This is a genomic window from Pseudomonas sp. KBN10P06128 (genome assembly GCF_037574945.1).
Classification (GTDB): Bacteria; Pseudomonadota; Gammaproteobacteria; order Pseudomonadales; family Pseudomonadaceae; genus Pseudomonas; species Pseudomonas aeruginosa.
Map to the genome: position 1 here is coordinate 5621804 of NZ_JBBELR010000001.1, position 24026 is coordinate 5645829.

Here is a 24026-nt window from a genome sequence, read left to right on the forward strand (position 1 = left end):
GCATCCTAACTGTCTACCGAATCACACCTCCCCCAGGAATTCCGGTCAGTGTCGACCCCCTCGCTAACCCCGTCGCCGCCTCCCGCCGGCGACCCACTGACCGTACCCGACCGACCGGCAGCCAAGGCTGGCCTGCTGTTGCTGGTCCTGTTGATGCTCGGCCTGCTGCTCTGGCAGATGAGCCAGGAGCTGCGCCAGCAGGAAGGCTTCGAACACGAGCGAGCCGCGGCCCAGCTCGATCGTCTCAACGACCGCCTGTCCCTGACCCTCGAACTCAAGGCGCGCACCGCCCTCGCCCTGCTCCCGGGCGTGCCCCCCAGCGAGCGTGGCGAGATCCAGAACAGGCTGTTGCCACGCATCAGCGATGCGCTGCCACAGGTGCGCCAGTTGCAATGGGTGGACAGCGCCCCGCAGACGGGCAGCCCGTCGCCGGAAACGACGCTGCCCGAGCAGTTGCGCCAGCACGCCGGCTCCGGCCTCTACCACTATTGCCTCGACCCGCGCGACGGCGAATCCCTCTACCTGACCCTGCGCGAACCCGGCAGCCGCCGCGACAGTGGCTTCTGGCTGTTGCACCTGGCCAGCGACAGCCTCGCCCAGTGGAGTCCCGACCTCCCCACCGGCAACCTGCTCTGGCGCCTGGAAGACCAATACGCCGGGCGGGTGCTCTGGCATACCCCAGGGAGCACGGCGCTGCTCGACGACATGCAGACCCTCGGCGTGGAACCGCTGCGCAACAGCGACTGGCAGCTTCGCGGGCTCTACGACAGCACGCGAGTGCGGCTCGGCCTGCTGCCGGGAATCGGCGGCGAGCTGGCGATCTTCCTCCTGCTGGTCGGCGTCACCGTGTACATGCTGCTGCGCCTGCACCGCGAGCAGCAAGGCCTGCGCGCCATGACCCTGGCCTCGCAGCGCAGCCTGCGCCAGGCGGCCACGGCACTGGCGGCGATCGACGAGCGGGTGCTGGTGACCCGCGCCGACGGCCGCCTCAGCTACCTCAATCCCCAGGCCGAACGCCTCTTCGGCATCAGTTCGGCCCAGGCCCGCCAGCATCACCTGCTGGGCCTGCTGCCGGACCTCGAGCCAGGCTGGCTGACGGACGCCGGTGGCGACGGCGAGACCCGTAGCGAGTTGCTGCCGCTGCGGGTACGCGGCGAGCCGCGGACGTTCACCCTCAGCCGCCATCCGCTGGCCAGCTATCCGGCGCTCGCCGACCAGGCCTGGACCCTCCGCGAGCAGATCCTCCAGGGCGGGCAGGTCTGGGTGTTGCGCGACGTCACCGAGGAACAGCACGCCCTCGGCGTCCTGGAGGAAACCCGGCGGCGCTACCAGGACATCTTCGAAGGGGTCGGCGTGGCCCTCTGCGTGCTCGACCTCTCCGCCCTGCGCCAGGCTCTGGTGGAACAAGGCCTGGACAGCTGCGCCGCACTGCGCGCCTGGCTCGCCGGCGAACCCGGGCGGCAGCAGGCGCTGCTGGAGCGGATCCGCATCACCGAGATCAACGATGTCAGTCGCCGCCTGCTGCAGATCGAGTCCACCGAACAGGCCTGGCAGCGCTTGCTCGACCACGGCCCGCTACAACCGGACAGCCTGCGCCTGCAGGTGATCGAGGCGCTCATCGAACGCCGGCCGGTACTCGAACTGGAAGCCACGCTGCGCTGCGGCAAGAGCACGCCGCGGCACCTGTGGTTGCAACTGCGCCTGCCGGAAAACCCCGGCGAATGGCATGCGGTGACCCTCAGCCTGTCCGACGTCACCAGTCGCAAGGAAGTCGAACTGTCGCTGATCGAGCGCGAGAAGTTCTGGTCGGACGCGGTCCAGGCGGTGCCCGATACCCTCTACATCCACGACCTGCACGCGCGCCGGGTGATCTTCAGCAACCATCACCTGGGCCAGCAACTGGGCTACAACCAGGAAGAACTGGCGCGGATGGGCGAGAACTTCTGGGAAACCCTGCTGCACCCCGACGACCAGGAATACTACTGGCGCATCCGCAACCTGCAGCACGTGGTCGGCGACGGCCTGCTGCTCGACAGCCAGCTGCGCTGGCGCCACCGCGACGGCCGCTGGCACTGGTTCGACATCCGCGAGCAGGCCTTCAGCCGCGACCGCAGCGGTCGCGTGGCGCGCCTGATCGGCGTGGCCAAGGACATCACCTTCACCGTCGAGGCGAACAACGCGCTGCGCGAGAACGGCCGACGCTACCGCATGCTGGCGGAAAACATCAGCGACGTGATCTTCTCCACCGACGCCGAACTCAACGCCAGCTACGTCAGCCCCTCGGTACAGCACGTGTTCGGCTACAGCCCGGAATGGGCGCTGCTCAACGGCCTCCATCAGACCGCCACCAACCCGCGCCAGCTCGGCCGCCTGAACGGCCTGCTGCGCCGCGTGCGGCACGCCATCGGCGACCGCCAGAAGCTCGCCGAGCTGCGGGAAAACCCTGGCCAGCATCTGTTCGCCCTCGACTGCCTGCGCGCCGACGGACGCAAGATTCCCATCGAACTGCGGATCGTCCTGATGTGGGACGAGCACGACCGCTTCGAAGGCCTGCTCGGCATCGCCCGCGACATCAGCCAGCAGCGCCGCGCCGAACGCGAGCTGCGGATGGCGGCGACGGTATTCGAACACTCCACGGCGGCGATCATGGTCACCGACCCGGCCGGCTACATCGTCCAGGTCAACGATTCCTTCTCGCGCCTGACCGGCTACAGCCCGGCCGACGTGCTCGACCAGCAGCCGCGCCTGCTCACCGCCGACCGCCAGGAAGCCAACCAGCTCAAGCACGTGCTCGCCAGCCTGCAGCACAGCGGCAGCTGGGAAGGCGAGATCCTGCAGAAGCGCAAGACCGGCGAACTCTATCCGTCCTGGGTCGGCATCACCGCGGTGCGCGACGAGGAAGGCGACCTGGTCAGCTTCGTCTGCTTCTTCAGCGACATCAGCGAGCGCAAGGCCAGCGAGCGGCGCATCCACCGCCTGGCCTACTACGACGCCCTCACCCACCTGCCCAACCGCACGCTGTTCCAGGACCGTCTGCATACCGCCCTGCAACAGGCCGAGCGCAACGGCCAATGGGTGGTGCTGATGTTCCTCGACCTCGACCGCTTCAAGCCGATCAACGACTCCCTCGGCCACGCCGCCGGCGACCGCATGCTGCAGGAAGTGGCGACCCGCCTGAGCGCCTGCGTCAGCCAGGACGATACCGTGGCGCGCATGGGCGGCGACGAATTCACCCTGCTGCTGCCTTCCCAGGGCGACCGCGAGATCGCCCTGAAACGGGCGATCCAGGTCGCCGAGCTGATCCTCGGCCGTCTGGCCCGGCCGTTCACCCTGGAAGGCCGTGAATTCTTCGTCACCGCCAGCATCGGTGTGGCCTTGTCGCCCCAGGACGGCGCCGAACTGAGCCTGCTGATGAAGAACGCCGACACGGCGATGTACCACGCCAAGGAGATGGGCAAGAACAACTTCCAGTTCTACCAGGCCGAGATGAACGCCCGCGCCCTGGAGCGCCTGGAACTGGAAAGCGACCTGCGCCGCGCCCTGGAACTGGGCGAGTTCGTCCTCCACTACCAGCCGCAGTTCACCGGCGACGGCCGCCGCCTGACCGGCGCCGAGGCCCTGCTGCGCTGGCAGCATCCGCGCCGCGGACTGGTTCCGCCGAGCGAGTTCATTCCGGTGCTGGAGGAGATCGGCCTGGTCGCCCAGGTCGGTGACTGGCTGCTGGCGGAAGCCTGCAAGCAGTTGCGCAGCTGGCACAAGGCCAAGGTGCGGGTGCCAAAGGTCTCGGTGAACCTCTCGGCACGGCAGTTCGCCGATGGCCAGTTGGGCGAGCGGATCGCCGCGATCCTCTACGAGACAGGCATCCCGCCGGCCTGCCTGGAGCTGGAGCTGACCGAAAGCATCCTGATGAGTGACGTCGCCGAGGCCATGCAGATCCTCTCCGGGCTCAAGCGCCTCGGTCTGGCCATCGCGGTGGACGACTTCGGCACCGGCTACTCCTCGCTGAACTACCTCAAGCAGTTCCCCATCGACGTGCTGAAGATCGACCGCAGCTTCGTCGACGGCCTGCCCCACGGCGAACAGGACGCACAGATCGCCCGGGCGATCATTGCCATGGCCCACAGCCTGAACCTGATGGTGATCGCCGAGGGCGTGGAGAGCCAGGCCCAGCTGGACTTCCTTCGCGAGCACGGCTGCGACGAGGTGCAAGGCTACCTGTTCGGCCGGCCGATGCCCGCCGAGCAGTTCGGCATGCTCTACGCCAGCGACGTGCTGTTCATGTTCAACGAGGGCTGAGCCGCCGTGCGGCGCGCTTGAGCGCCGCTTGTCCGCGACATGATGGCCTTTCATGTGCCAGCACCCGCCGCATGGGTTAGAATGCGCGCCTTTTCCCAGCACCGATCCTTATGAGGACCGCCATGTTCAGCCGTGATTTGACCCTCGCCCGCTACGATGCCGAACTCTTTGCCGCGATGGAGCAGGAAGCCCAGCGCCAGGAAGAGCACATCGAGCTGATCGCCTCCGAGAACTACACCAGCCCGGCGGTGATGGAAGCCCAGGGTTCGGTGCTGACCAACAAGTACGCCGAAGGTTATCCGCACAAGCGCTACTACGGCGGCTGCGAGTACGTCGATATCGTCGAGCAACTGGCCATCGACCGCGCCAAGCAACTGTTCGGCGCCGATTACGCCAACGTCCAGCCGCACGCCGGCTCCCAGGCCAACGCCGCGGTCTACCTGGCCCTGCTGTCGGCCGGCGACACCATCCTCGGCATGAGCCTGGCCCATGGCGGCCACCTGACCCACGGCGCCAGCGTCTCCTCCTCCGGCAAGCTGTACAACGCCGTGCAGTACGGCATCGACGCCAATGGCCTGATCGACTACGACGAAGTCGAGCGCCTGGCCGTGGAGCACAAGCCGAAGATGATCGTCGCCGGCTTCTCCGCCTATTCCCAGGTCCTCGATTTCGCCCGCTTCCGCGCCATCGCAGACAAGGTCGGCGCCTACCTGTTCGTCGACATGGCCCACGTCGCCGGCCTGGTCGCCGCTGGCGTCTACCCGAACCCGGTGCCGTTCGCCGACGTGGTCACCACCACCACCCACAAGACCCTGCGCGGTCCGCGCGGTGGCCTGATCCTGGCGCGCGCCAACGAGGAGATCGAGAAGAAGCTCAACTCCGCGGTATTCCCCGGCGCCCAGGGCGGTCCACTGGAGCACGTGATCGCGGCCAAGGCGGTGTGCTTCAAGGAAGCCCTGCAGCCGGAGTTCAAGACCTACCAGCAGCAGGTCCTGAAGAACGCCCAGAGCATGGCCCAGGTCTTCCTCGACCGCGGTTTCGACGTGGTTTCCGGCGGCACCCAGAACCACCTGTTCCTGCTCTCCCTGATCAAGCAGGACATCACCGGCAAAGACGCCGACGCCGCCCTCGGCCGCGCGTTCATCACCGTGAACAAGAACTCGGTCCCGAACGACCCGCGCTCGCCGTTCGTCACCTCCGGCCTGCGCATCGGTACCCCGGCCGTGACCACCCGCGGCTTCAAGGAAGCCGAGTGCCGCGAGCTGGCCGGCTGGATCTGCGACATCCTCGAGAACATGGGCGACGAGTCCGTGGTCGACGGCGTACGCGAGAAGGTCAAGGCGATCTGCGCCAAGTTCCCGGTCTACGGCAACTAAGCGACAAGGCAAGACGAAAGAGCCCGGCAAATGCCGGGCTTTTTCATTTCCTCCGAGGAAGGAGGCGCTGGGTAGCGTTATCGCCGGTCCTCGACATGGATCACCGCCAAGGCCTCGGCATCCTCGCCCCGCCGGGAGCGGCCGTGCATGCCGACGAGCAGCTCGCCGGCGTCCTCCTCCAGTTCCTCGCGAGGGACGAAGGTAAGGATGTCCGGGTGATGCCCGGTCACCACCCAGCCGCGGCCGTTGTCCAGGGTGATCACGCCGAAGTCGCCCGCCGGCGTGCAGACCTGTACCGCTCCCCACTCGGCCAGCGATGCCCGCGCCTGGGCCGCGAGGTCCGGCTCCGGCTGCGTGAGGATCACGCAAGTGCCCTGGGCGAACAGCACCCAGGATTTGTCCGCGCCACGGATGCACTCCCGCCAGGCGCCGATCAATGCCTCCCTGTCCATTTCCACGCTCCTTTGGCGTCGATGCGCCTCAGCGGCCTTCGACGATGCGTTCGAAGCCCTCGCGGATACTGTCCTCCGGCAGGTTGTCGCCGATGAACACGATCACGCTCTCGCGCGCCTCGTCGTCCCGCCACTCGCTATCCCAGTCGAAGCCGTAGAGTCGCAGCACGCCCTGGAACACCAGGCGACGCGGCTCGTCGGCGATGTTCAGCACGCCCTTGTAGCGCAGCAGGGAATTGCCATGCCACTGCAACAGGTCGTCCATGAACTCGCTCAGTCTTTCGAGATCGAGCGGCGTGTCGCTGCGCAGTACCAGGGTGCCGATGCGATCGCGGCTGTCCTTGGCTGCCACCGCTCGCAGCGGGCGCAGGCCGATGCCAGGACCGAGGTCGGCGTTGAGGTTGAAGCCACGTACGTCGAGCAGGTGCGCCAGGTCGATGCGGCCGTGCTCGACCACATGCACCAGCGCCCTCCGGTTGATCCGTTGCAGGCGCTGGCCCAGGGCCTCGAAGGTGGCGGCGTCGACCAGGTCGGTCTTGCTCACCAGGATGCGGTCGGCGAAGCCGACCTGGGCCTGGGCGATGGTTTCCTGCAGGTGACGCTCGGCGTTGGCGGCGTCCACCAGGGTGATGATGCCGTCCAGCACGTAGCGCTGGCAGAGTTCCTCGTCGGCGAAGAAGGTCTGCGCCACCGGCGCCGGATCGGCCAGGCCGGTGCACTCGATCACCAGGCGGTCGAAGTCGATCTCGCCGTTGTCGCGGCGCTCCAGCAGGAGGAACAGGGCCTTTTCCAGGTCGGTGTTGATCGAGCAGCAGACGCAGCCGTTGGACAGCGTCATCACCTGCACCGGCTCGACGCCGAGCAACTGGCCGTCGATCGGCGTCTCGCTGTACTCGTTCTCGATCACCGCGATCTTCATGCCGTGCTCGGCCTGCAGCAGGTACTTGAGCAGGGTGGTCTTGCCGGCGCCGAGGAAGCCGGTGAGCACGGTGACGGGGATCGGGGCGTGGTTGTCGTTGGCTACTTCGGACATGCGCAACTTCCAGAAAAGACGCGGGCCACGTCAGACGTGGCCCGCGGAAGGATGGGGATTCAGCAGCAGCGGATCGGCCGACCCTTGCCACCACCGTAGCGCGCCTCCTGGCGCTCGCGGAAGAACTCCTCGTAGGTCATCACCGGCTTGTCCGGGTGCTTGTTGCGCATGTGCTCGACATAGGTGTCGTAGTCGGGCATGCCGACCAGCATCCGGGCGGCCTGGCCCAGGTATTTGCCCATGCGGCTGAGGTCGTTGAACATGGCGAGTTCCTCGTTAAGGCTCCCCGGCGAACCGGGGAGCGCGGCCGGTCAGGCGTCGGGAATGGGCTCGAACGGGGTTTCCTTGTCGGTCCGCTCGCTCTTGCCCCAGGCCGCGATGCCGACCTTGATGGCGTAGAACAGTACGCTGAACACCACCAGCAGGAACAGCACGGTCAGACCGGCGTTGATGTAGGCGTTCAGCACCACGTGCTGCATCTGGCCGATATCCTTGGCCGGCGCCAGCACCTGGCCAGCATCCAGCGCGGTGGCGTACTTCTCGCCAAGGGCGACGAAGCCGACCGCCGGGTTGCTGTCGAAGATCTTGATCAGGCCCGCGGTGGTGGTGCAGATCAGCAGCCAGGCCGCCGGCAGGATGGTGACCCAGACATACTGCTGGCGCTTCATCTTGATCAGGACCACGGTGGCGAGCATCAGCGCGATGCCGGCGAGCATCTGGTTGGAAATGCCGAACAGCGGCCACAGGGTATTGATCCCGCCGAGCGGGTCGACCACGCCCTGGTACAGCAGCCAGCCCCACAGCGCCACGCAGCCGCCGGTGCCGATGATGTTGGCGGTCCACGACTCGGTCTTCTTCAGCGCCGGCACGAAGTTGCCCAACAGGTCCTGCAGCATGAAGCGCCCGGCACGGGTGCCGGCGTCCACCGCGGTGAGGATGAACAAGGCCTCGAAGAGGATCGCGAAGTGGTACCAGAAGGCCATGGTGTTCTCGCCCGGCAGCACCTGGTGGAGGATGTGCGCGATCCCCACCGCCAGGGTCGGCGCGCCGCCGGCACGGGCCAGGATGGTGGTCTCGCCGATGTCCTGGGCGGTCTGGGTGAGTTGCTCCGGCGTGATGGCGAAGCCCCAGCTGCTGACGGTCGCGGCCACCGCGTTGACGTCGGCGCCGACCACCGCCGGCGGGCTGTTCATGGCGAAGTAGATGCCCGGCTCGATCACCGAGGCGGCGACCATCGCCATGATCGCCACGAAGGACTCCATCAGCATGCCGCCGTAGCCGATGTAGCGGGCGTCGGGCTCTCGGTTGAGCAGCTTCGGCGTGGTCCCCGAGGAGATCAGCGCGTGGAAGCCGGACACCGCGCCGCAGGCGATGGTGATGAACAGGAACGGGAACAGGCTGCCTTTCCAGACCGGGCCGGTGCCGTCGGTGAACTGGGTCAGGGCCGGCATCTTCAGTTCCGGCATGACGATCAGGATGCCGATCGCCAGGCCGATGATGGTGCCGATCTTGAGGAAGGTCGACAGGTAGTCGCGCGGCGCCAGCAGCAGCCACACCGGCAGTACCGAGGCGACGGCGCCGTAGCCGATCAGCATCCAGGTGATCTGGATTCCACTGAAGGTGAAATGCGGCGCCCATTCCGGACTGGCCGCGACCTGCCCGCCGAGCCAGATCGAACCGAGCAGGAGGAACACCCCGATGATCGAGATCTCGCCGATCCGGCCGGGGCGGATGAAGCGCATGTAGACGCCCATGAACAGCGCGATGGGAATGGTCGCGAGGACGGTGAACATGCCCCAGGGGCTGTCGGCCAGAGCCTTCACCACGATCAGCGCGAGCACCGCGAGGATGATGATCATGATCAGGAAGGCGCCGAACAGCGCGATGGTCCCGGCCACCTGGCCCATTTCCTCGCGCACCAGCTCGCCCAGCGAGCGGCCGTTGCGGCGGCTGGAGATGAACAGGACCATGAAGTCCTGCACCGCGCCGGCGAGGACTACGCCGGCGATCAGCCAGAGGGTGCCGGGCAGGTAGCCCATCTGCGCGGCAAGGACCGGACCGACCAGCGGACCGGCGCCGGCGATGGCGGCGAAGTGGTGGCCGAAGAGGATGTGCTTGTTGGTCGGGACGTAGTCCAGGCCATCGTTGTTGAGTACCGCGGGAGTGGCGCGGTTGGGGTCCAGTTGCATCACCTTGCTGGCGATGAACAGGCTGTAGTAACGGTAGGCGACCAGGTAGATGGCCACCGCCGCCACCACGATCCACAAGGCGTTGATCGCTTCGCCACGACGCAGGGCGACGACGCCCAGGGCCGCGGCGCCCACGATCGCCACCACCAGCCAGGCGAGGTGACGTAGCAGGCTATTGTTATTGTTCATAGTGTTTGGCTTCCGACAGATGGAGGGCGCAGTTCTGCAGCGAAAATTCTAGCCGCGAACCGACCAGGGGTCATACGACCTTAGTCTAGAGCGGTTACCGCACGATGGCGGTAGGCGCAATGTCGCAGGAATCCGCCGGAAAAGTCCATGGCCGACAAGGGCCGGCCAGGCGAAAACACTTCGGCGCGGCCTTGCCCTCTCCGTAGGAAGCGCCCTGGGAAAACGCCGTATGCCCAAGCCGTTCGTCTGCCGTGGCAACGGAGGCGGCAACCTCCGGCGGGCAGGCCGCGCACACGAAAAAGCCCGCCGTAGCGGGCTCTTTCCTGGGCCTGAAATCTCAGGCCGGTTGCTTGGCGTAGCGCGCCAGGGTGCCGTCGCGACTCATCACCGCCAGGGTGTTGCTCAGGACCTGCTCGCCCGTCGCATCCTTGCTCGCGAAGATCTCGCCGAAATGCTGCTGGGTGACCTGGGCGAAGTGCGCCCGGTCCTTGGCTTCCACGCCGAGCAGTACGGCATAGGCGTCGAGCGCTTCGCCCTGGCCCTTGGCCATGTCCTCGGCGATGTTGTCGAGCATCCCGTTCATGGCGAAGATCGAGCGGCCGCCGTAGCCCAGGCGTGCATTGGTGTTGCAACCGTTGGTCCCGGAGGTCATGCCGAAGGTGGCGTTGCCCGAGGTACCGTTGGTGGTGGTGGCCAGCAGGTGCGGGAACAGGCCGCGCTGGCCCTCGAACACCATGTTGCCCCAACCACAGCCATTACCGCCTGCCGCGTCGGCGTGTGCCGTCATGCTGCCCAGGCTCAGCAGCCCCAGAACCAACCCCTTGCTCAAAAGTCGCTTGTCCATGTCTGCGCTCCGCAGTTGTATTTTGGAGAAAAACGCTTTAGCAGCTTTGGCGAGACTTGACGAACTGTCAAACTCGGACACATGCCGCCGATCCAGCCGCACAGGCGGGGACGGACGGCACCGCCGATCGAATTCCGCCACTTCCCCGCCGGCATGGCTTGGCTATAGTGGTATCCAGCAGCGCGCACCGAGGGATCGCGACATGAGTGACCAGCACGACGAACGTCGACGTTTCCACCGGATCGCCTTCGACGCCGACAGCGAGATCCTCCAGGGCGAACGGCGCTGGGAGGTCTTGCTCCACGACGTCTCCCTGCACGGCATCCTGGTCGGCCAGCCGCAGGACTGGAACGGCGACCCGCAACGGCCCTTCGAGGCCCGCCTGTACCTGGGCCTGGATGTACTGATCCGCATGGAGATCAGCCTGGCCTGGGCTCGCGACGGCCTGCTCGGCTTCGAATGCCAGCACATCGACCTCGACTCCATCAGCCACCTGCGCCGCCTGGTGGAACTGAACCTGGGCGACGAGGAACTCCTCGAGCGCGAGCTGGCCCTGCTGGTCAGCGCCCACGACGACTGAGGCGGGTCACTCGAAGAGGGCGTCCAGGGCCTGCTCGAGGCGCGTCACGGCGATCACCTGCAATCCCGCCGGCGCCTCCTTCGGCGCGTTGCCGAGGGGTACGATGGCACGCTTGAAACCATGCTTGCCGGCTTCCTTCAGGCGCTCCTGGCCGCTCGGCACCGGACGCACCTCGCCGGACAGCCCGACCTCGCCGAACACCAGCAGGTCGTGCGGCAGCGGGCGGTTGCGCAGGCTGGACATCACCGCCGCCATCAACGCCAGGTCGGAGGCGGTTTCCAGCACCTTGACCCCACCCACCACGTTGAGGAACACGTCCTGGTCGTAGGTCGGGATACCGCCGTGCCGGTGCAGCACCGCCAGCAGCATCGCCAGACGGTTCTGGTCGAGGCCCAGGGTCACCCGCCGCGGATTCGCCAGGTGACTGGTGTCGACCAGCGCCTGGACCTCCACCAGCATCGGCCGCGAGCCTTCCCAGGTGGCCATCACCACGCTGCCGGGCACCGCTTCCTGGGCCCGCGTGAGGAAGATCGCCGAAGGGTTGCTCACTTCCTTCAGGCCTTTGTCGGTCATGCCGAACACTCCCAGTTCGTTGACCGCGCCGAAGCGGTTCTTCACTGCCCGCAGCAGGCGCAGGCGGCCGTCTGACTCGCCTTCGAAATACAGTACGGTGTCGACCATGTGTTCGAGCACCCGCGGGCCGGCCAGGGCGCCTTCCTTGGTCACGTGGCCGACCAGGAAGATCGCCGTGCCGCTCTGCTTGGCATAGCGCACCAGCATCGCGGCGCTCTCGCGGACCTGGGCGACGCCGCCCGGCGCCGATTGCAACTGCTCGGTGAAGATGGTCTGGATCGAGTCGATCACCATCACCCGCGGCTGCTCCTGGCGCGCGGTGGCGATGATGGTCTCGATGCTGGTCTCGGTCATCACCTTGAGCTTGTCTTCCGGCAACGACAGGCGCCGCGCGCGCATCGCCACCTGCTGCTGGGATTCCTCGCCGGTGACGTACAGCGCCGGGACGCGGCTGGCCAGGTTGCAAAGGGTCTGCAGGAGAATGGTCGACTTGCCGATGCCGGGATCGCCGCCGATCAGCACCACCGACCCGTCCACCAGGCCGCCGCCGAGAACCCGGTCCAGTTCGGTGGAACCGGTCGTGAAGCGCGGCATCTCCTCGACGCTGACCTCCGCCAGGGTCTTCAGGTTGGCCTGCTGGCCGGCCCAGCCGCCGCGCCCGGAGCCGCTCGGCGCGGCCTCGACGACGGTCTCCACCAGGGTGTTCCAGGCCCCGCAGTCCGCGCACTGGCCGGCCCATTTCGGGAAGGTCGCGCCACACTCGGTGCAGCCGTACATGCGCTTGGCCTTGGCCATGGGAACTCCTCTCGCGGGCAAAGCGCAGATGATAGCCGCTGGCTTGATTCCGATCAGCCTCGATCGACCGCGCTTCGCGCGACACTGATGGCCGGACAAGGAGACTTCCATGCGCACACTGCTGTTCCTGCACCTGCTGGGTGCCGCGATCTGGGTCGGCGGCCACCTGGTCCTGGCCCTCGGCATCCTCCCCGGCGCCCTGCGCCGCCGCGATCCCCAGGCGATCCGCGCCTTCGAGCAGGTCTACGAGCGGATCGGCATCCCCGCCCTGCTGCTGCAGGTGGTCAGCGGCCTGTGGCTGGCCAGCCTGTGGCTGCCGTTCGACCACTGGTTCGGCGCCACGCCGGTGGCCCGTGCCCTGCAGCTCAAGCTGCTGCTCCTGGCGGCGACCGCCGCCCTGGGCGTGCATGCGCGCCTGCGCCTGATCCCGAACCTGAACGCCGAGAGCCTGCCGAAGCTGGGCTGGCACATCGCCGCGATCACCCTGGTGGGCCTGTGTTTCGTCGCGGTCGGACAGAGTTTCCGTTTCGGCGGCGCCTTCTGAGCATGCCCACATGAAAAAGGGCGCCGGAGGCGCCCTTTTTCATACCGTTGTCGTGAATGAATCAATGGCCTTTTCCGTTGGCCTTCCTCAGCCTCTCGGCGATTTCGTCCTTGAGTTGCACCCGTTGCTGCTTCAACCCCTGCAGCGCCAGGTCGTCGAGGGGTTCGCGACCGCCCTCGACCTCGTAGATGCGCTTGTCGAGGCTCTCATAGTCCGTCGCCAGGCGAGTGAAGTGGGCGTCGTTGCCATGAAGTTGCTTCAGTTCGGCATGAAAATCCGGAAACTCCCGGGAAAGCGGATGTTGCTCGAGCGGCATGACGGACCTCCTCTGACGTTGTATACGACACCTCCAGACTAGCCCAGCAGGCCTCCTCCGAACATTGCCCCCGATCACTTCGCCGCCGCAGTGCCGTTCAGTTCGCCGCGTCGCAGGCTTTCCACGCTGTTGCCCAGCGCATCGCGGGCGCCAAGGTCGGCACCGCGCGCCGACAGCGCCTGGAGCAGCTCCTCGCGCTTGAACAGCGCCGCGTACATGGCCGCGGTCTGCCCTGCGCCGTTGCGCTGGTCGGGGCTGCATTGCGCGCCGATCAGGCGCCGGGCGATACGGACCTCGCCCTTGAAGATGGCGCCCATCAGGGCGGTGTTGCCGCGCGCATCCTGGACGCAGGGGTCGGCACCGGCCTCCAGCAATTGTTCCACCGCTCCGCCATGGCCGTGGTAGGCGGCCAGGATCAGCCCGGTATAGCCCTTGGCATCCTGCACATCGAGGTCGAAGCCGGCCTCGACGAATTCCTTCAGCATGGCCTGGTCACCGCGTCGGGCGGCATCGAAGAAGTAGTCGCGCAACCGCGCTTCGACCTCGACCCCATGCACCTCGCCAGCCTGCGCGGCCAGCGCCGCGAGCAGCAAGCCTGCCAGAATCCAACCTCGCATCGTCGTCATCTCCCGCCAAACCGATAGAGGAAGGGCGGCCTGGATGGCCGCCCCGGTTGCGATCAATCCTGGAGCTTCGCCGCCAGTTGCCGGACGCGCTGCAGATCGGCCCCGGCCACCTTGGCCAGGCCCGTGCCGTAGTCGCTGTCAGCCTTGTAGAAGTAGGAAAGCATGATGTACTTGCTCTCGTCGTCGGTGATCGCCAACGCCCCGCCGAGACTGGCGATCAGGTCGGCCTGGTCCTTCTTGCCGTAGGAGCGGAACAGCTCGCCGGTCTGCTTGAAGTTCTGCTCGCGCTGGATCTTCGCCTGCTGGGTGGTGCCGCTCAGCGGGGTCCGCACGTAGCGGGCGCTGGCCTGCTCCTCGCGCGGATCGAGCCGGCTCGGCTGGTAGTTCACCCCGCTGGTACTGTGTCCGGCGTTCAGCGCGCCGTCCTGGTTGACGGTATTGACCTCGCTGCGCGGGCGGTTGACCGGCAGGCCCAGGCCGTTGGCGCCGACCCGGTACATCTGGGTGTCGGCGTAGGCGAACAGCCGTCCCTGGAGCAGGCGATCCTCGGAGGGCTCGATGCCCGGCACCAGGTTCGACGGCGCCATGGCGACCTGTTCGGTTTCCTGGAAGAAGTTGTCGACGTTGCGGTTCAGCACCATCTGGCCGATCTTGCGCTCGGGAATGCCCGGCCAGATCTTGGTCGCGTCCAGCGGATCGAAGTCGAATTTCGCCAGGTCCTCGGGCTTGAGCACCTGGATGTACAGGTCCCATTTCGGGAAGTCGCCCTTCCGGATCGCGCTCACCAGGTCATTGGTCATGTGGCTGTAGTCGCGACCCTGGACTTCCGCCACCTGTTTCGGATCGAGGTTCTTCTGGCCCTGCAGGCTCTTCCAGTGGAACTTCACGTAGTGCACTTCGCCCCTGGCGTTGACCAGCTTGTAGGCATGCACGCTGTTGCCGTCCATTTCCCGGTAGCTGGCCGGGGTGCCCTCGTTGGAATACAGCAGGGTCAGGGTGCGGGTCGCCTCCGGCACGTGGGAGAAGAAATCGAAGCGTCGCGAGTCGTCGTCGAGGTTGCTGCGCGGGTCCGGCTTGAAGGCATGGACCATGTCCGGGAACTTGATCGCATCGCGGATGAAGAAGGTCGGGAAGTTGTTGCCCACCAGGTCCCAATTGCCGTCGGCGGTATAGAACTTGGTGGCGAAACCGCGCGGATCGCGCAGGGTTTCCGGGGAGTGGTTGCCGTGCACCACCGCGGAGAAGCGCACGAATACCGGGGTCTTCTCGCCCTTGCGGAAGACCTTGGCCATGCTCAGGTCGCTGATATCGGCGCTGGCGACGAACTCGCCATGGGCGCCGGTGCCGCGGGCATGCACCACGCGTTCGGGAATGCGCTCGCGGTCGAAACGTTGCAGCTTCTGCAGCAGTTGCACGTCCTGCAGCAGCACCGAACCGTTGGGCCCGGCGGTCTGCGAGTTCTGGTTGTCGCCCACTGGCGCACCGTTGTCACGGGTCAGGGTCGCGGCCTGCACGGACAGCGACAGGAGGCTGGCGGTCAGGCTTGCCGCCACCAGCAGGCGGCCAGGACGGAAGGCGTTCAGGGAAGGGTTCATGGAAGAGCTCCTAATGGCTTGTCAGGCGTCTTGTTGCGCCGAACCAAAGTACTGAGCCGAGCGAGCGACGCTAAATTGAAAAAGCCCACATGCTCGATAGGGAATCTTCATCCCCCTACTCCTGCCATCTGGGTTATGAGGCCCGTTCCAGAGCGGGAGGCGGCGGTTCCGCCGCCCCTCCGTCGCGCTTACTCGCGCAACCTCGCGGCCAGCGCAGCGATGCGCGCGGCGTCCTCGTCCAGCGTCCGGGCGAGCGCCTGGCCGTAGTCGGCATCGGCCTTGTAGAAATACGCGAGCATGGTCTGGCGCACCTCGACGCTGCGCACCTGGCCAAGCTCGGCGGACAGGTTGGCGATCAGATTCTTCCGTTCGCTGCGCGACAAGCTGCGGTAGAACTCGCCGGCCTGCTGGAAGTTGAGGGTCTTGGCGATGCGCCGTTGCTGCACGGTACCGCTCAGCGGCATCGGCACGACCCGCGAACGGGGATCCTCGACCCAGGGCTCGCGCTGTCCCGGCTGGTAGTTCACGTCCGACAGGCTGTGCCCGTTGTCGCCGCCCCCGAACTGGTTGCCGTTGACCACGCGAATCTCCCGCGGCCGGTTGATCGGTAGTTCCAGGCCGTTGGCGCCGAGCCGGTAGATCTGCGTGTCGGCGTAGGAGAACAGCCGCCCCTGGAGCATGCGGTCCTCCGAGGGCTGGATGCCGGGTACGAGGTTGGACGGCGCCATGGCGACCTGCTCGGTCTCCTGGAACACGTTGTCCGGATTGCGGTTCAGCGTCAGGGTGCCGACCTTGCGCCGCGCCACGCCGGTCCAGACCTTGGTCGAGTCCAGCGGGTTGAAGGCGAAGTCGTCCAGTTGCTGCGGGGCGAGGACCTGGATGTACAGGTCCCACTTCGGGTAGTCGCCCCGGTTGATCGCCTCGACCAGGTCGCGGGTCGCGTGATTCGAATCGCGCGCCTGGATCGCGCTGGCCTGCTTGGCGCTGAGGTTCTTCACGCCCTGCAACGGTTGCCAGTCGAAACGCACGTAGTGCACCTCGCCACGGGCGTTGACCAGCTTGTAGGCATGCACGCTGGAACCTTCCATGTGGCGGTAGCTGGCCGGCGTTCCGTAGTCGGAGAACAGCCGGGTCAGCATGTGCGTGGCTTCCGGCACCCGGGCGAAGAAATCGAAGGTGCGCTCGGGGTCCGGCAGGTTGGTGGTGGGCGACGGCTTGAGCGAGTGGATGACGTCCGGGAACTTGATCGCGTCGCGGATGAAGAACACCGGCAAGTGGTTGCCCACCAGGTCCCAGTTGCCTTGGCGGGTATAGAACTTGGTGGAGAAACCGCGCGGATCGCGAGAGGTTTCCGGCGACCCGCTGCCGCCGATGACCGTGGAGAAGCGAACGAACACCGGCGTCACCTCGCCCTGGCGGAACAGCGCCGCGGAGGTCAGGGCGGAGAGATCCTCGCTGGCGACGAATTCTCCGTGCGCACCGGTGCCGCGCGCATGCACCACGCGCTCGGGAATGCGCTCGCGGTCGAAGCGCTGCAGCTTCTGCAGCAGGTGACCATCCTGCAGCAACACCGGACCGTTGGGACCGGCGGTCTGCGAATTCTGGTTGTCGCCTACCGTGGCGCCGTTGTCGTCGGTCATGGTCGCGGCCGGCTGGGCACCGGCGACCAGCGCAAAGGACAGCAGCGAAGCGCCCAGGCCGAGGCGCAGATCTGCCGCCTTCGGGCGAAGAACATGGTTCATGGTCGGAACTCCTTATAGGTCTCGTCGGACGTTGTCGGGCAACGCGTTTCGACAGTAAGAAAGTTTCGACTCAATACATAAATGACAAAATCTACCGGCCTGATGGCTTTTTTCAATCAAACCCGGGGAACCCACGGAACCAATGGCCAACCTTCCAGCCTGAGCATCCTGATGAGGGCTGAATTACACTGCCTTCACCTATTAGCGAAATACAGGGAGTGAACCCATGGGTCTTCTGAGTGAATTCAAAGCCTTTGCCGTCAAGGGCAATGTCGTGGATATGGCTGTCGGTATCATCATCGGCGCGGCCTTCGGCAAGATCGTCTCGTCCTTCGTGGGCGATGTGATCATGCCGCCGATCGGACTGCTGATCGGCGGAGTCGACTTCTCCGACCTGGCGATAACATTGAAGGCCGCCGAAGGCGACGTGCCGGCGGTGGTGCTGGCCTATGGCAAGTTCATTCAGACCATACTCGACTTCGTCATCGTGGCCTTCGCCATCTTCATGGGGGTCAAGGCGATCAACCGCCTCAAGCGCGAAGAAGCCGTCGCGCCGTCCGAACCGCCAGTGCCGAGTGCCGAGGAAACCCTGCTGACCGAGATCCGCGACCTGCTGAAAGCCCAGCAGAACAAGTCGTGATCACGTCGGCGGAACAATGAAAAAGGGCCCGAACGGGCCCTTTTTCATTGCCGGACAACAGGCCGGGCGGCGGCGCTATCCGCCGCTACTCCGCGGGCACGCACCTACCAGTAGTTCTCCACCGCCACCTGCCCCGGGCGCCGGGTCAGACTGAGGTTCATGCCGCGAGCCTTCAGCACGGCGCGGGTGTCCTCGATCATCTGCGGGTTGCCGCAGAGCATCACTCGCGAATGCTCCGGGGTCAGTTCCAGGTCGGCGATACGCTCCAGATCGCCGTTCTCGATCAGCGTGGTGATACGTCCGTTCAGGCAACCGGGTACCTGCTCGCGGGTCACCACCGGGATGAACTGCAGCTTGCGGGCATGCTCGGCCAGGTATTCGCGCTCGGCGAGGCCGGCGATCAGCTCGCGGTAGGCCAGCTCCTTGCTCTCGCGCACGCTGTAGACCAGCTTGATGCTTTCGAAGCGCTCCCAGACCTCGAAGTCCTGCAGGATCGAGACGAACGGCGCCACACCGGTCCCGGTGGCCAGCAGCCAAAGGTCACGACCATCCACGAAGCGGTCGAGGGTGAGGAAGCCGAAGGCCTGGCGATCGACCAGCAACTGATCGCCCTCGCGCAGGCGGCTGAGTTCGCTGGTGAACTCGCCGTCCGGGACGACGATGGAAAAGAAGTCGAGGAATTCGTCATGAGGCGCCGAAACCATCGAATAGGCGCGCCAGACGATGCTGCCGCTGGGCTTGTACACGCCGAGCCGGGCGAATTGCCCGGCGCGGAACCGGAATCCCGCGTCGCGGCTGGTACGCAGGGTGAACAGGTTGGGAGTCAGAGGCTGCACGTCGAGCAGCGTCTGGCGGGTGAATTTCTCTTCGCTGGCGGTCATGGTCCGCTCCGGATACCGATACTCCCCTAGTGTCCCGCAAAGCACCCGGCAGAAAAACCCGCAAGGCTTGTGGCTATCCCCGCTGACGGGGATAGCCAGCGGCCGATCAGCGCTTGCGGTTGACCACCTGGGCCGCGCGCAGCACGTCGCTGCCGATCTGCGCCTCGTAGTTCTTCCACAGCGGCTTCATGGCGTTGCGCCAGGCCTCGTGCTCTTCCGCGCTGAGGCTGACCAGGCGGCTCTTGCCGGCGGCCAGCAGGTGCTCGCGCTCCTTCTGGTTGAGCGCTTCGGCTTCCTTGTTCACCACCAGGGTGACCTCGTCGACGATGCTCTCCAGTTCGGTGCGGGTCTGATAGGGGATGCTGGTCCAGAATGCCGAGCTGGTGATCAGCATGTAGCTGAGCGCACCGTGATTGGTCTCGGTGATGTACGGCTGCACGCTGTCGATCTTCTGTCCGGCGAGGTTCGACCAGGTGTTCTCGGTGCCCTGCACGCTGCCGGCCTGCATGGCCTTGAGGGTCTCGGCGTAGGACAACTGCTTGGCGGTGGCGCCGAGCATGGCGAACTGCGCTTCCAGCACCGACGACGGCTGGATACGGAAGACCAGGCCCTTGGCATCGTCCGGCCGGTGCAGCTCGCGAGTGGCGGAAAGCTGCTTCATGCCGTTGTTCCAGTAGGCCAGGCCATAGATACCGTGCTTGGCCATGGAGCGCAGCAGTTCGCGGCTCTTGTCGCGCTTCTGGAAACGCTTCAGGGCCTCCAGGTCATCGAACAGGAACGGCAGGTCGAACACCTGGAGTTGCTTGGTATAGGGCTCGAACTTGGACAGTGAGGTGGCCAGCATCTGCACCTTGTTGGCGCGCAGGGCCTCGATCTCGTCGGCGTCGCCGAACAGCGTCGAGTTGGGGTAGACCTCGACCTTGACCTTGCCCGGCAGACGCTCCTCGGCAAGCTTCTTGAACAACAGCGCCCCCTTGCCCTTGGGCGTGTCGTCGGAGACCACATGGGAGAACTTGATCACGATCGGGCCGGCGTCCTCGGCATGGGCGACGGCGGAAACGGCGAACAGTGCGGCGAGCGCCACACCGACAAACGGCTTGAACATCGATGTACCTGTGCGATGGCAACGACGAGCCCCGCGACGGCTCGCACGGGTCTCGTTCGGAAAACGGGTTGGGTGACGGTCGCCGCTCGAAGTGGCGAAGGCGCCCGTCCAGGCGCTACCGGGTCATGACAGGCGCTATCGAAGCCCTAGCCCGGTTATTATTGGCGTGCCCGGCTGGATGACTCGTCGGTAAGGAAACGACTAACCAGAGCCGGGTAAAGAATTTTTCGGCATATCCGTGTGCCGCACAAGCTGGAGAACTCCAACCAGCTCTCAGTTTCGACAGATTGTTAATTGACGAGCGGGATTCGCCCCGCCGGGAACCCGATGCCTCTATTCGCCACCCCCTTCGCCCAGCTCGATCTGGTCCGCCAGCCCGAGCAGGACGGCGAGCCCCTCCAGGCGTTCGACGCCGCCGACGAATACCTGCTCAACCAGTTGCACGAACGGGGCGTGACGGCGCAATGCCGAGTGCTGGTCCTCAACGACGCCTTCGGCGCCCTCGCCGCGAGCCTGGCGCCGCACGTCCAGGTCACCAGCACCGGCGATTCGCACCTGGGCTTCCTTGCCCTGCGCAAGAACCTCGCGCGCAACGGCCTCGACCTGGGCTCGGTGCGCTTCGTCCCGGCCAGCGAAACCGCCGTGGGGCCCTTCGATCACGTGCTGGTCAAGGTGCCGAAGACCCTCGCGTTGCTGGAGGAGCAACTGATCCGCCTGCACGGCCAACTGGCACCGGGCGCGCAGGTCGTCGCCGCGGGGATGGTCAAGCACTTGCCACGCGCCGCCGGCGACCTGCTGGAACGCTACATCGGCCCGATGCACGCTTCGCTGGCGGTGAAGAAGGCCCGCCTGCTGATCGCCGAGGCAGCGGAGCGCCCGCAACCGCGCTCGCCCTATCCGACCCGCTATCACCTGGAGCAGCCGCCGCTGACGCTGCTCAACCACGCCAACGTATTCTGCCGAGAAGGTCTCGACATCGGCACCCGCGCCTTCCTCCCGCACCTGCCGCGCAGCCTCGGCGCGCTACGCGCCGCCGACCTGGGCTGCGGCAACGGGGTGCTCGGCATCGCCTACGCGCTGCTCAACCCGCAGGCCGAGCTGACCCTGGTGGATGAGTCGTACATGGCCGTGCAGTCGGCACGGGAAAACTGGCAAGCAGCGCTGGGCGAGCGGCCGGCGACGTTCCGCGCCGACGATGGCCTGGCCGGCCAGGCGGCGGGCTCGCTGGACCTGGTCCTGTGCAACCCGCCGTTCCACCAGCAGCAGGTGGTCGGCGACTTCCTCGCCTGGCGCATGTTTCTCCAGGCTCGCGATGCCCTGGCGGCGGGCGGCGAACTGTGGATCGTCGGCAACCGCCACCTGGGCTACCACGCCAAGCTCAAGCGGCTGTTCCGCGGGGTCGAGCAGGTCGCGGCGAATCCGAAGTTCGTGATCCTGAAAGCGGGAAAATAGTCAGCCGAGCGCCGCCGGGGTGTCCACGTCGCGGAGTACGCCCGGATCGTCGCACGGTACCTCGCGCCAGGCCGGACGATGGGCCAGCAGCACGCGGCGCGCGCCCTGGTCGCCGTCCAGTTGCGCAAGCGCGTCCCAGAAAGCGCGGCCGAACAGCACCGGATGACCGCGCTGGCCGTCGTACAGGGGAAACACGATGGCTTCGGGAGTGGCCATCGCGGCCAGACGCTCGAGGGTATCGGCGGCGATCCAGGGCATGTCGCCGAGCAGGACGGCGATGGCCCGGGCCGGGCTGTTCCTCGCCGCCGCGACGCCGGCGGCCAGGCTGTGGCCCATGCCCGACGAGGCGTCGAGGCTGTGGACAAGCCGCTGTTGCGCCGGCAGGCCCAGGCTCGCCGGGGTGTCTCCGGCACGCACCACCACCCGCACCTCGGCGAACGCCTCGCGCGCCCGCGCCACGCTGGCCGCCAGCAGGGTCGTGCCATCAGCCAGGCGCGCCAGGCGCTTGTCGCTGCCGAAACGGCGCCCCTGCCCGGCCGCCAGGACCAGGCACAGCACCTCGTCGGCGGCGACCATCAGAGCCGCTCGCGGGGAATGCCGTTGCGGATGCGAAGAATGTCCGCCAGCACCGCCAGGGCGATTTCCGCCGGCGTCTTGCTCCCCAGGTTGAGGCCGATCGGCGCGTGGATCCGCGCCAGTTCGGCGTCGCCCAGGCCGCCGATGCGCCGCAGGCGCTCGAAGCGTTTCTCCGAGGTCGCCCGCGACCCCATCACGCCGATATAGAAAGCTTCGGTACGCACCGCCTCGAGCATCGCCAGGTCGTCGATCTTCGGATCGTGGGTCAACGCCACCACCGCCGTATCGGCGTGGCAACCGCCGTCGGCGATGAACAGCGAGGGCAGCTCGCGACGGATCTCGATCCCCTCCAGCAGCACGCCGCGCAAGGCTTCTTCGCGCGGGTCGCAGAGGATCACCTCGAAGCCCAGGCCCTTGCCGAACTCGGCGCAGGCATGGGCGACGCTGGAATAGCCGGCCAGCAACAGGCGCTGGGCGGCACCGACGCGCAGGCGCACGCGCTCGCCGTCGCGTTCCGCCCGTGGGCCGTGGCTGGAATCGTCGCGCAGGCTGCGCGCGCCGCTGCCCAGTTCGACCTCGCGGAGCAGGCGGCGCTGGCCAAGCAACGCCGACTCCAGCTCGCGCAGATGGGCCTGGACGTCGCAGTCCGGCGCCAGGTTTTCCACCAGTACGTCGAGGATGCCGCCGCAGGGCAGGCGCACGTTCGAGTTCGGGTCGTCACCCTCGCCGTAGCGCACGATCACCGCGGGATCGGGGAAACCGCCGGCGGCGACCCGTTCGAGGAAATCATCCTCGACGCAGCCGCCGGACAGCGAGCCGATCCAGTGGCCGTTGGCGTTCACCGCCAGCAGCGATCCCGGCGCACGGGGCGCCGAGCCGTAGGTCGTGAGCACGGTACAGAACCACACCCGTTCGCCGCCCACGGACCACTTCAGCGCCTGGCGGACCACCTGTAGATCGAGGTGTTGCACGATTCACTTCACCTTGACGGTATGCACCGAAGCGCTCTCCGTCTTCAATTGCGCGACCTGTTGGGGACCGAGGTCACCGGGCAATCCGCCCCAGGTCTGGCGCAGGTAGTTGAGCAGGTCCGTGAGTTGCTCGTCGTCGAGTTTCCCGGCGAAACCGGGCATCGGTTGCATGCGTTCGAAGCCGGTGAACTGCTGTTCGACGATGCCGTCTTCGATCACTCGCAACAGATTACGCGGGTCTTGCAGGCGCAGGGTAGTGTTGCCGTTCATCGCCACCGCGATATGCGGCTTGCCCTCGCCTTCGCCGCCGTGGCAGCCGGCGCAGACGTTGAGGTACTGCTGGCGACCGCGCCTGCCGCTGTCGTTCAGCTGCGCCTCGGGTAGCGCCTGGACCACCTTGGCCGGCGGCGGCTGGTCGCCGAGCAGGTAGGTGGCCATGGCCGCCAGGTCGCCGTCGTCGAGGTACTGGGTGCTGTGGTGCACCACCGGGAACATCTCGTTGAACATGCTGCCCTGGGCGCTCATGCCGTGCTTGAGGAAGCTCGCCAGGTCCGGCTGGGTCCAACCGCGCGCGGCAAGGTCGCCGGGCAGCAGGCTGGGCGCCAGGTAGCCGTTGAGCAGGCCGCCGCTCAGGCGCTTGTCCTGCTCCAGGGCGCCGGCCAGGTTGCGCGGGGTATGGCACTCGCCGCAGTGGCCGAGCACCTCGACCATGTACTGCCCGCGTTTCCAGGCCTCGCTGCGCCCTTCCTCCGGCTGCAAGCGCACGCTCTTGCCGTAGAGCAGGTTCCAGCCGGCCAGGCCCATGCGCACGTTGAACGGGAAGCTCAGGCTGGTCTGCGGCGCCGGCCGGGCGATCGGTTCCTGGGCCATCAGGTAGGCGTAGATGGCGTCGGCATCCTCGCGCTCGATCAGGTGATAGGAGGTGTAGGGCATCGCCGGATAGAGGTAGGCGCCGTCCTTGCGCTTGCCCTCGGTGAGAGCGGCGAAGAACTCGTCGGCGCTGTAGGCGCCGATGCCGTGTTCCTTGTCCGGGGTGATGTTGGTGCCGTAGATGGTGCCGAACGGCGACTGGATCGGCAGTCCGCCGGCGAACGGCGCGCCGCCCTCGGCGGTATGGCAGGCCATGCAGTCGGCGGCGCGGGCGAGGTATTCGCCGCGCTTGACCAGCGCCGCGTCGGCGCCGGCGGCGGAGGCCAGGAACGGCGACAGCGCGGCCAGCGCCAGGGCGAGGCCGGGAAGGGTGCGTTTCAT

Annotated in this window: 21 protein-coding genes; 6 read left to right on the top strand and 15 right to left on the bottom strand. The window is 66.6% G+C overall.

The genetic code is table 11. From position 1 onward, the window contains the following. Positions 1-48 precede the first annotated feature (48 nt). Both morA and glyA read left to right on the top strand, forming a co-directional pair. Positions 49-4296, top strand: coding sequence for a cyclic di-GMP receptor MorA (morA, locus tag VQ065_RS26275; protein ID WP_021264099.1), 4248 nt, complete (start codon positions 49-51; stop codon positions 4294-4296). A 122-nt stretch (positions 4297-4418) separates the two neighbouring features. Further along, on the top strand, positions 4419-5672 hold the full coding sequence (gene glyA / locus VQ065_RS26280) for a serine hydroxymethyltransferase (protein ID WP_003094846.1): 1254 nt from the start codon (positions 4419-4421) through the stop codon (positions 5670-5672). A gap of 77 nt (positions 5673-5749) precedes the next feature. Here the strand turns inward: glyA and VQ065_RS26285 are convergent, their stop codons facing one another. The 5 genes from VQ065_RS26285 to VQ065_RS26305 form a co-directional block, all read right to left on the bottom strand. Beyond that, a complete protein-coding gene (locus VQ065_RS26285; protein WP_073660242.1) occupies positions 5750-6130 on the bottom strand; it encodes a hypothetical protein in 381 nt (126 codons plus the stop codon). A gap of 22 nt (positions 6131-6152) precedes the next feature. Continuing rightward, on the bottom strand, positions 6153-7157 hold the full coding sequence (yjiA, locus tag VQ065_RS26290) for a GTPase (RefSeq protein WP_003094852.1): 1005 nt from the start codon (positions 7155-7157) through the stop codon (positions 6153-6155). A gap of 59 nt (positions 7158-7216) precedes the next feature. After that, positions 7217-7420, bottom strand: coding sequence for a YbdD/YjiX family protein (locus tag VQ065_RS26295; protein WP_003094856.1), 204 nt, complete (start codon positions 7418-7420; stop codon positions 7217-7219). A 48-nt stretch (positions 7421-7468) separates the two neighbouring features. Further along, entirely contained in the window at positions 7469-9535 is a 2067-nt protein-coding gene (locus tag VQ065_RS26300; protein ID WP_003094859.1) for a carbon starvation CstA family protein, read from the bottom strand. 337 nt (positions 9536-9872) lie between these two features. Continuing rightward, the gene (locus tag VQ065_RS26305) at positions 9873-10379 is read right to left on the bottom strand and encodes a DUF3015 domain-containing protein (protein ID WP_003094862.1); all 507 of its coding nucleotides are present in this window, start codon (positions 10377-10379) and stop codon (positions 9873-9875) included. Positions 10380-10581: 202 nt separating this feature from the next. On the opposite strand from VQ065_RS26305, the gene mapZ reads away from it, so the two are divergent. Next, positions 10582-10959, top strand: coding sequence for a cyclic di-GMP-binding protein MapZ (mapZ, locus tag VQ065_RS26310; RefSeq protein WP_003094864.1), 378 nt, complete (start codon positions 10582-10584; stop codon positions 10957-10959). Between the two features lie 6 nt (positions 10960-10965). Here mapZ and radA read toward each other — a convergent pair whose 3' ends face one another. Beyond that, on the bottom strand, positions 10966-12327 hold the full coding sequence (gene radA, locus VQ065_RS26315; RefSeq protein WP_003094867.1) for a DNA repair protein RadA: 1362 nt from the start codon (positions 12325-12327) through the stop codon (positions 10966-10968). Positions 12328-12436: 109 nt separating this feature from the next. On the opposite strand from radA, the gene VQ065_RS26320 reads away from it, so the two are divergent. After that, entirely contained in the window at positions 12437-12871 is a 435-nt protein-coding gene (locus VQ065_RS26320) for a CopD family protein (RefSeq protein ID WP_003094870.1), read from the top strand. Between the two features lie 61 nt (positions 12872-12932). Here the strand turns inward: VQ065_RS26320 and VQ065_RS26325 are convergent, their stop codons facing one another. The 4 genes from VQ065_RS26325 to VQ065_RS26340 form a co-directional block, all read right to left on the bottom strand. Beyond that, positions 12933-13187, bottom strand: a complete 255-nt coding sequence (locus VQ065_RS26325; RefSeq protein WP_003094873.1) for a YdcH family protein — start codon at positions 13185-13187, stop codon at positions 12933-12935. Positions 13188-13261: 74 nt separating this feature from the next. Continuing rightward, positions 13262-13813, bottom strand: coding sequence for an ankyrin repeat domain-containing protein (locus tag VQ065_RS26330; RefSeq protein WP_003135009.1), 552 nt, complete (start codon positions 13811-13813; stop codon positions 13262-13264). A 53-nt stretch (positions 13814-13866) separates the two neighbouring features. After that, positions 13867-15408: a catalase KatB gene (gene katB / locus VQ065_RS26335; protein ID WP_003094881.1), complete on the bottom strand. Its 1542-nt coding sequence runs from the start codon at positions 15406-15408 to the stop codon at positions 13867-13869. 188 nt (positions 15409-15596) lie between these two features. Continuing rightward, positions 15597-17150 carry a catalase gene (locus VQ065_RS26340; RefSeq protein WP_003094886.1) on the bottom strand — a complete coding sequence of 518 codons (1554 nt, stop codon included), beginning with the start codon at positions 17148-17150 and terminating at the stop codon, positions 15597-15599. Positions 17151-17376: 226 nt separating this feature from the next. On the opposite strand from VQ065_RS26340, the gene mscL reads away from it, so the two are divergent. Beyond that, positions 17377-17790 (top strand): large-conductance mechanosensitive channel protein MscL, encoded by a 414-nt coding sequence (gene mscL / locus VQ065_RS26345; RefSeq protein WP_003094890.1) that lies wholly within the window; start codon positions 17377-17379, stop codon positions 17788-17790. A gap of 104 nt (positions 17791-17894) precedes the next feature. Here mscL and VQ065_RS26350 read toward each other — a convergent pair whose 3' ends face one another. Both VQ065_RS26350 and VQ065_RS26355 read right to left on the bottom strand, forming a co-directional pair. Continuing rightward, complete coding sequence (locus tag VQ065_RS26350; protein ID WP_003094892.1) at positions 17895-18671, bottom strand: ferredoxin--NADP reductase; 777 nt, start codon at positions 18669-18671, stop codon at positions 17895-17897. A gap of 106 nt (positions 18672-18777) precedes the next feature. Beyond that, positions 18778-19776: a DctP family TRAP transporter solute-binding subunit gene (locus VQ065_RS26355; protein ID WP_003094894.1), complete on the bottom strand. Its 999-nt coding sequence runs from the start codon at positions 19774-19776 to the stop codon at positions 18778-18780. Between the two features lie 327 nt (positions 19777-20103). Here VQ065_RS26355 and VQ065_RS26360 point away from each other — a divergent pair, with 327 nt between their 5' ends. Next, on the top strand, positions 20104-21228 hold the full coding sequence (locus tag VQ065_RS26360) for a methyltransferase (protein WP_003094896.1): 1125 nt from the start codon (positions 20104-20106) through the stop codon (positions 21226-21228). Here the strand turns inward: VQ065_RS26360 and VQ065_RS26365 are convergent, their stop codons facing one another. The 3 genes from VQ065_RS26365 to VQ065_RS26375 are packed head-to-tail and all read right to left on the bottom strand — an operon-like array spanning position 21229 to position 24026. Further along, positions 21229-21804, bottom strand: a complete 576-nt coding sequence (locus tag VQ065_RS26365) for a nucleotidyltransferase family protein (RefSeq protein ID WP_003094898.1) — start codon at positions 21802-21804, stop codon at positions 21229-21231. It abuts the gene before it with no gap. Then, positions 21804-22775 (bottom strand): XdhC family protein, encoded by a 972-nt coding sequence (locus tag VQ065_RS26370; protein WP_003094899.1) that lies wholly within the window; start codon positions 22773-22775, stop codon positions 21804-21806. The genes VQ065_RS26365 and VQ065_RS26370 overlap by 1 nt, the downstream gene beginning before the upstream one ends. Before the next feature lie 3 nt (positions 22776-22778). Then, positions 22779-24026 (bottom strand): cytochrome c, encoded by a 1248-nt coding sequence (locus VQ065_RS26375; protein ID WP_003094901.1) that lies wholly within the window; start codon positions 24024-24026, stop codon positions 22779-22781.

Excerpts from the sequence above, each read along its gene's own strand:
- glyA (WP_003094846.1), top strand. The coding sequence starts at position 4,419 with ATGTTCAGCCGTGATTTGACCCTCGCCCGCTACGATGCCGAACTCTTT.
- yjiA (WP_003094852.1), bottom strand. The coding sequence starts at position 7,157 with ATGTCCGAAGTAGCCAACGACAACCACGCCCCGATCCCCGTCACCGTG.
- VQ065_RS26295 (WP_003094856.1), bottom strand. The coding sequence starts at position 7,420 with ATGTTCAACGACCTCAGCCGCATGGGCAAATACCTGGGCCAGGCCGCC.
- VQ065_RS26300 (WP_003094859.1), bottom strand. The coding sequence starts at position 9,535 with ATGAACAATAACAATAGCCTGCTACGTCACCTCGCCTGGCTGGTGGTG.
- VQ065_RS26305 (WP_003094862.1), bottom strand. The coding sequence starts at position 10,379 with ATGGACAAGCGACTTTTGAGCAAGGGGTTGGTTCTGGGGCTGCTGAGC.
- mapZ (WP_003094864.1), top strand. The coding sequence starts at position 10,582 with ATGAGTGACCAGCACGACGAACGTCGACGTTTCCACCGGATCGCCTTC.
- radA (WP_003094867.1), bottom strand. The coding sequence starts at position 12,327 with ATGGCCAAGGCCAAGCGCATGTACGGCTGCACCGAGTGTGGCGCGACC.
- VQ065_RS26320 (WP_003094870.1), top strand. The coding sequence starts at position 12,437 with ATGCGCACACTGCTGTTCCTGCACCTGCTGGGTGCCGCGATCTGGGTC.
- VQ065_RS26325 (WP_003094873.1), bottom strand. The coding sequence starts at position 13,187 with ATGCCGCTCGAGCAACATCCGCTTTCCCGGGAGTTTCCGGATTTTCAT.
- VQ065_RS26330 (WP_003135009.1), bottom strand. The coding sequence starts at position 13,813 with ATGACGACGATGCGAGGTTGGATTCTGGCAGGCTTGCTGCTCGCGGCG.
- katB (WP_003094881.1), bottom strand. The coding sequence starts at position 15,408 with ATGAACCCTTCCCTGAACGCCTTCCGTCCTGGCCGCCTGCTGGTGGCG.
- VQ065_RS26340 (WP_003094886.1), bottom strand. The coding sequence starts at position 17,150 with ATGAACCATGTTCTTCGCCCGAAGGCGGCAGATCTGCGCCTCGGCCTG.
- mscL (WP_003094890.1), top strand. The coding sequence starts at position 17,377 with ATGGGTCTTCTGAGTGAATTCAAAGCCTTTGCCGTCAAGGGCAATGTC.
- VQ065_RS26350 (WP_003094892.1), bottom strand. The coding sequence starts at position 18,671 with ATGACCGCCAGCGAAGAGAAATTCACCCGCCAGACGCTGCTCGACGTG.
- VQ065_RS26355 (WP_003094894.1), bottom strand. The coding sequence starts at position 19,776 with ATGTTCAAGCCGTTTGTCGGTGTGGCGCTCGCCGCACTGTTCGCCGTT.
- VQ065_RS26360 (WP_003094896.1), top strand. The coding sequence starts at position 20,104 with ATGCCTCTATTCGCCACCCCCTTCGCCCAGCTCGATCTGGTCCGCCAG.
- VQ065_RS26365 (WP_003094898.1), bottom strand. The coding sequence starts at position 21,804 with ATGGTCGCCGCCGACGAGGTGCTGTGCCTGGTCCTGGCGGCCGGGCAG.
- VQ065_RS26375 (WP_003094901.1), bottom strand. The coding sequence starts at position 24,026 with ATGAAACGCACCCTTCCCGGCCTCGCCCTGGCGCTGGCCGCGCTGTCG.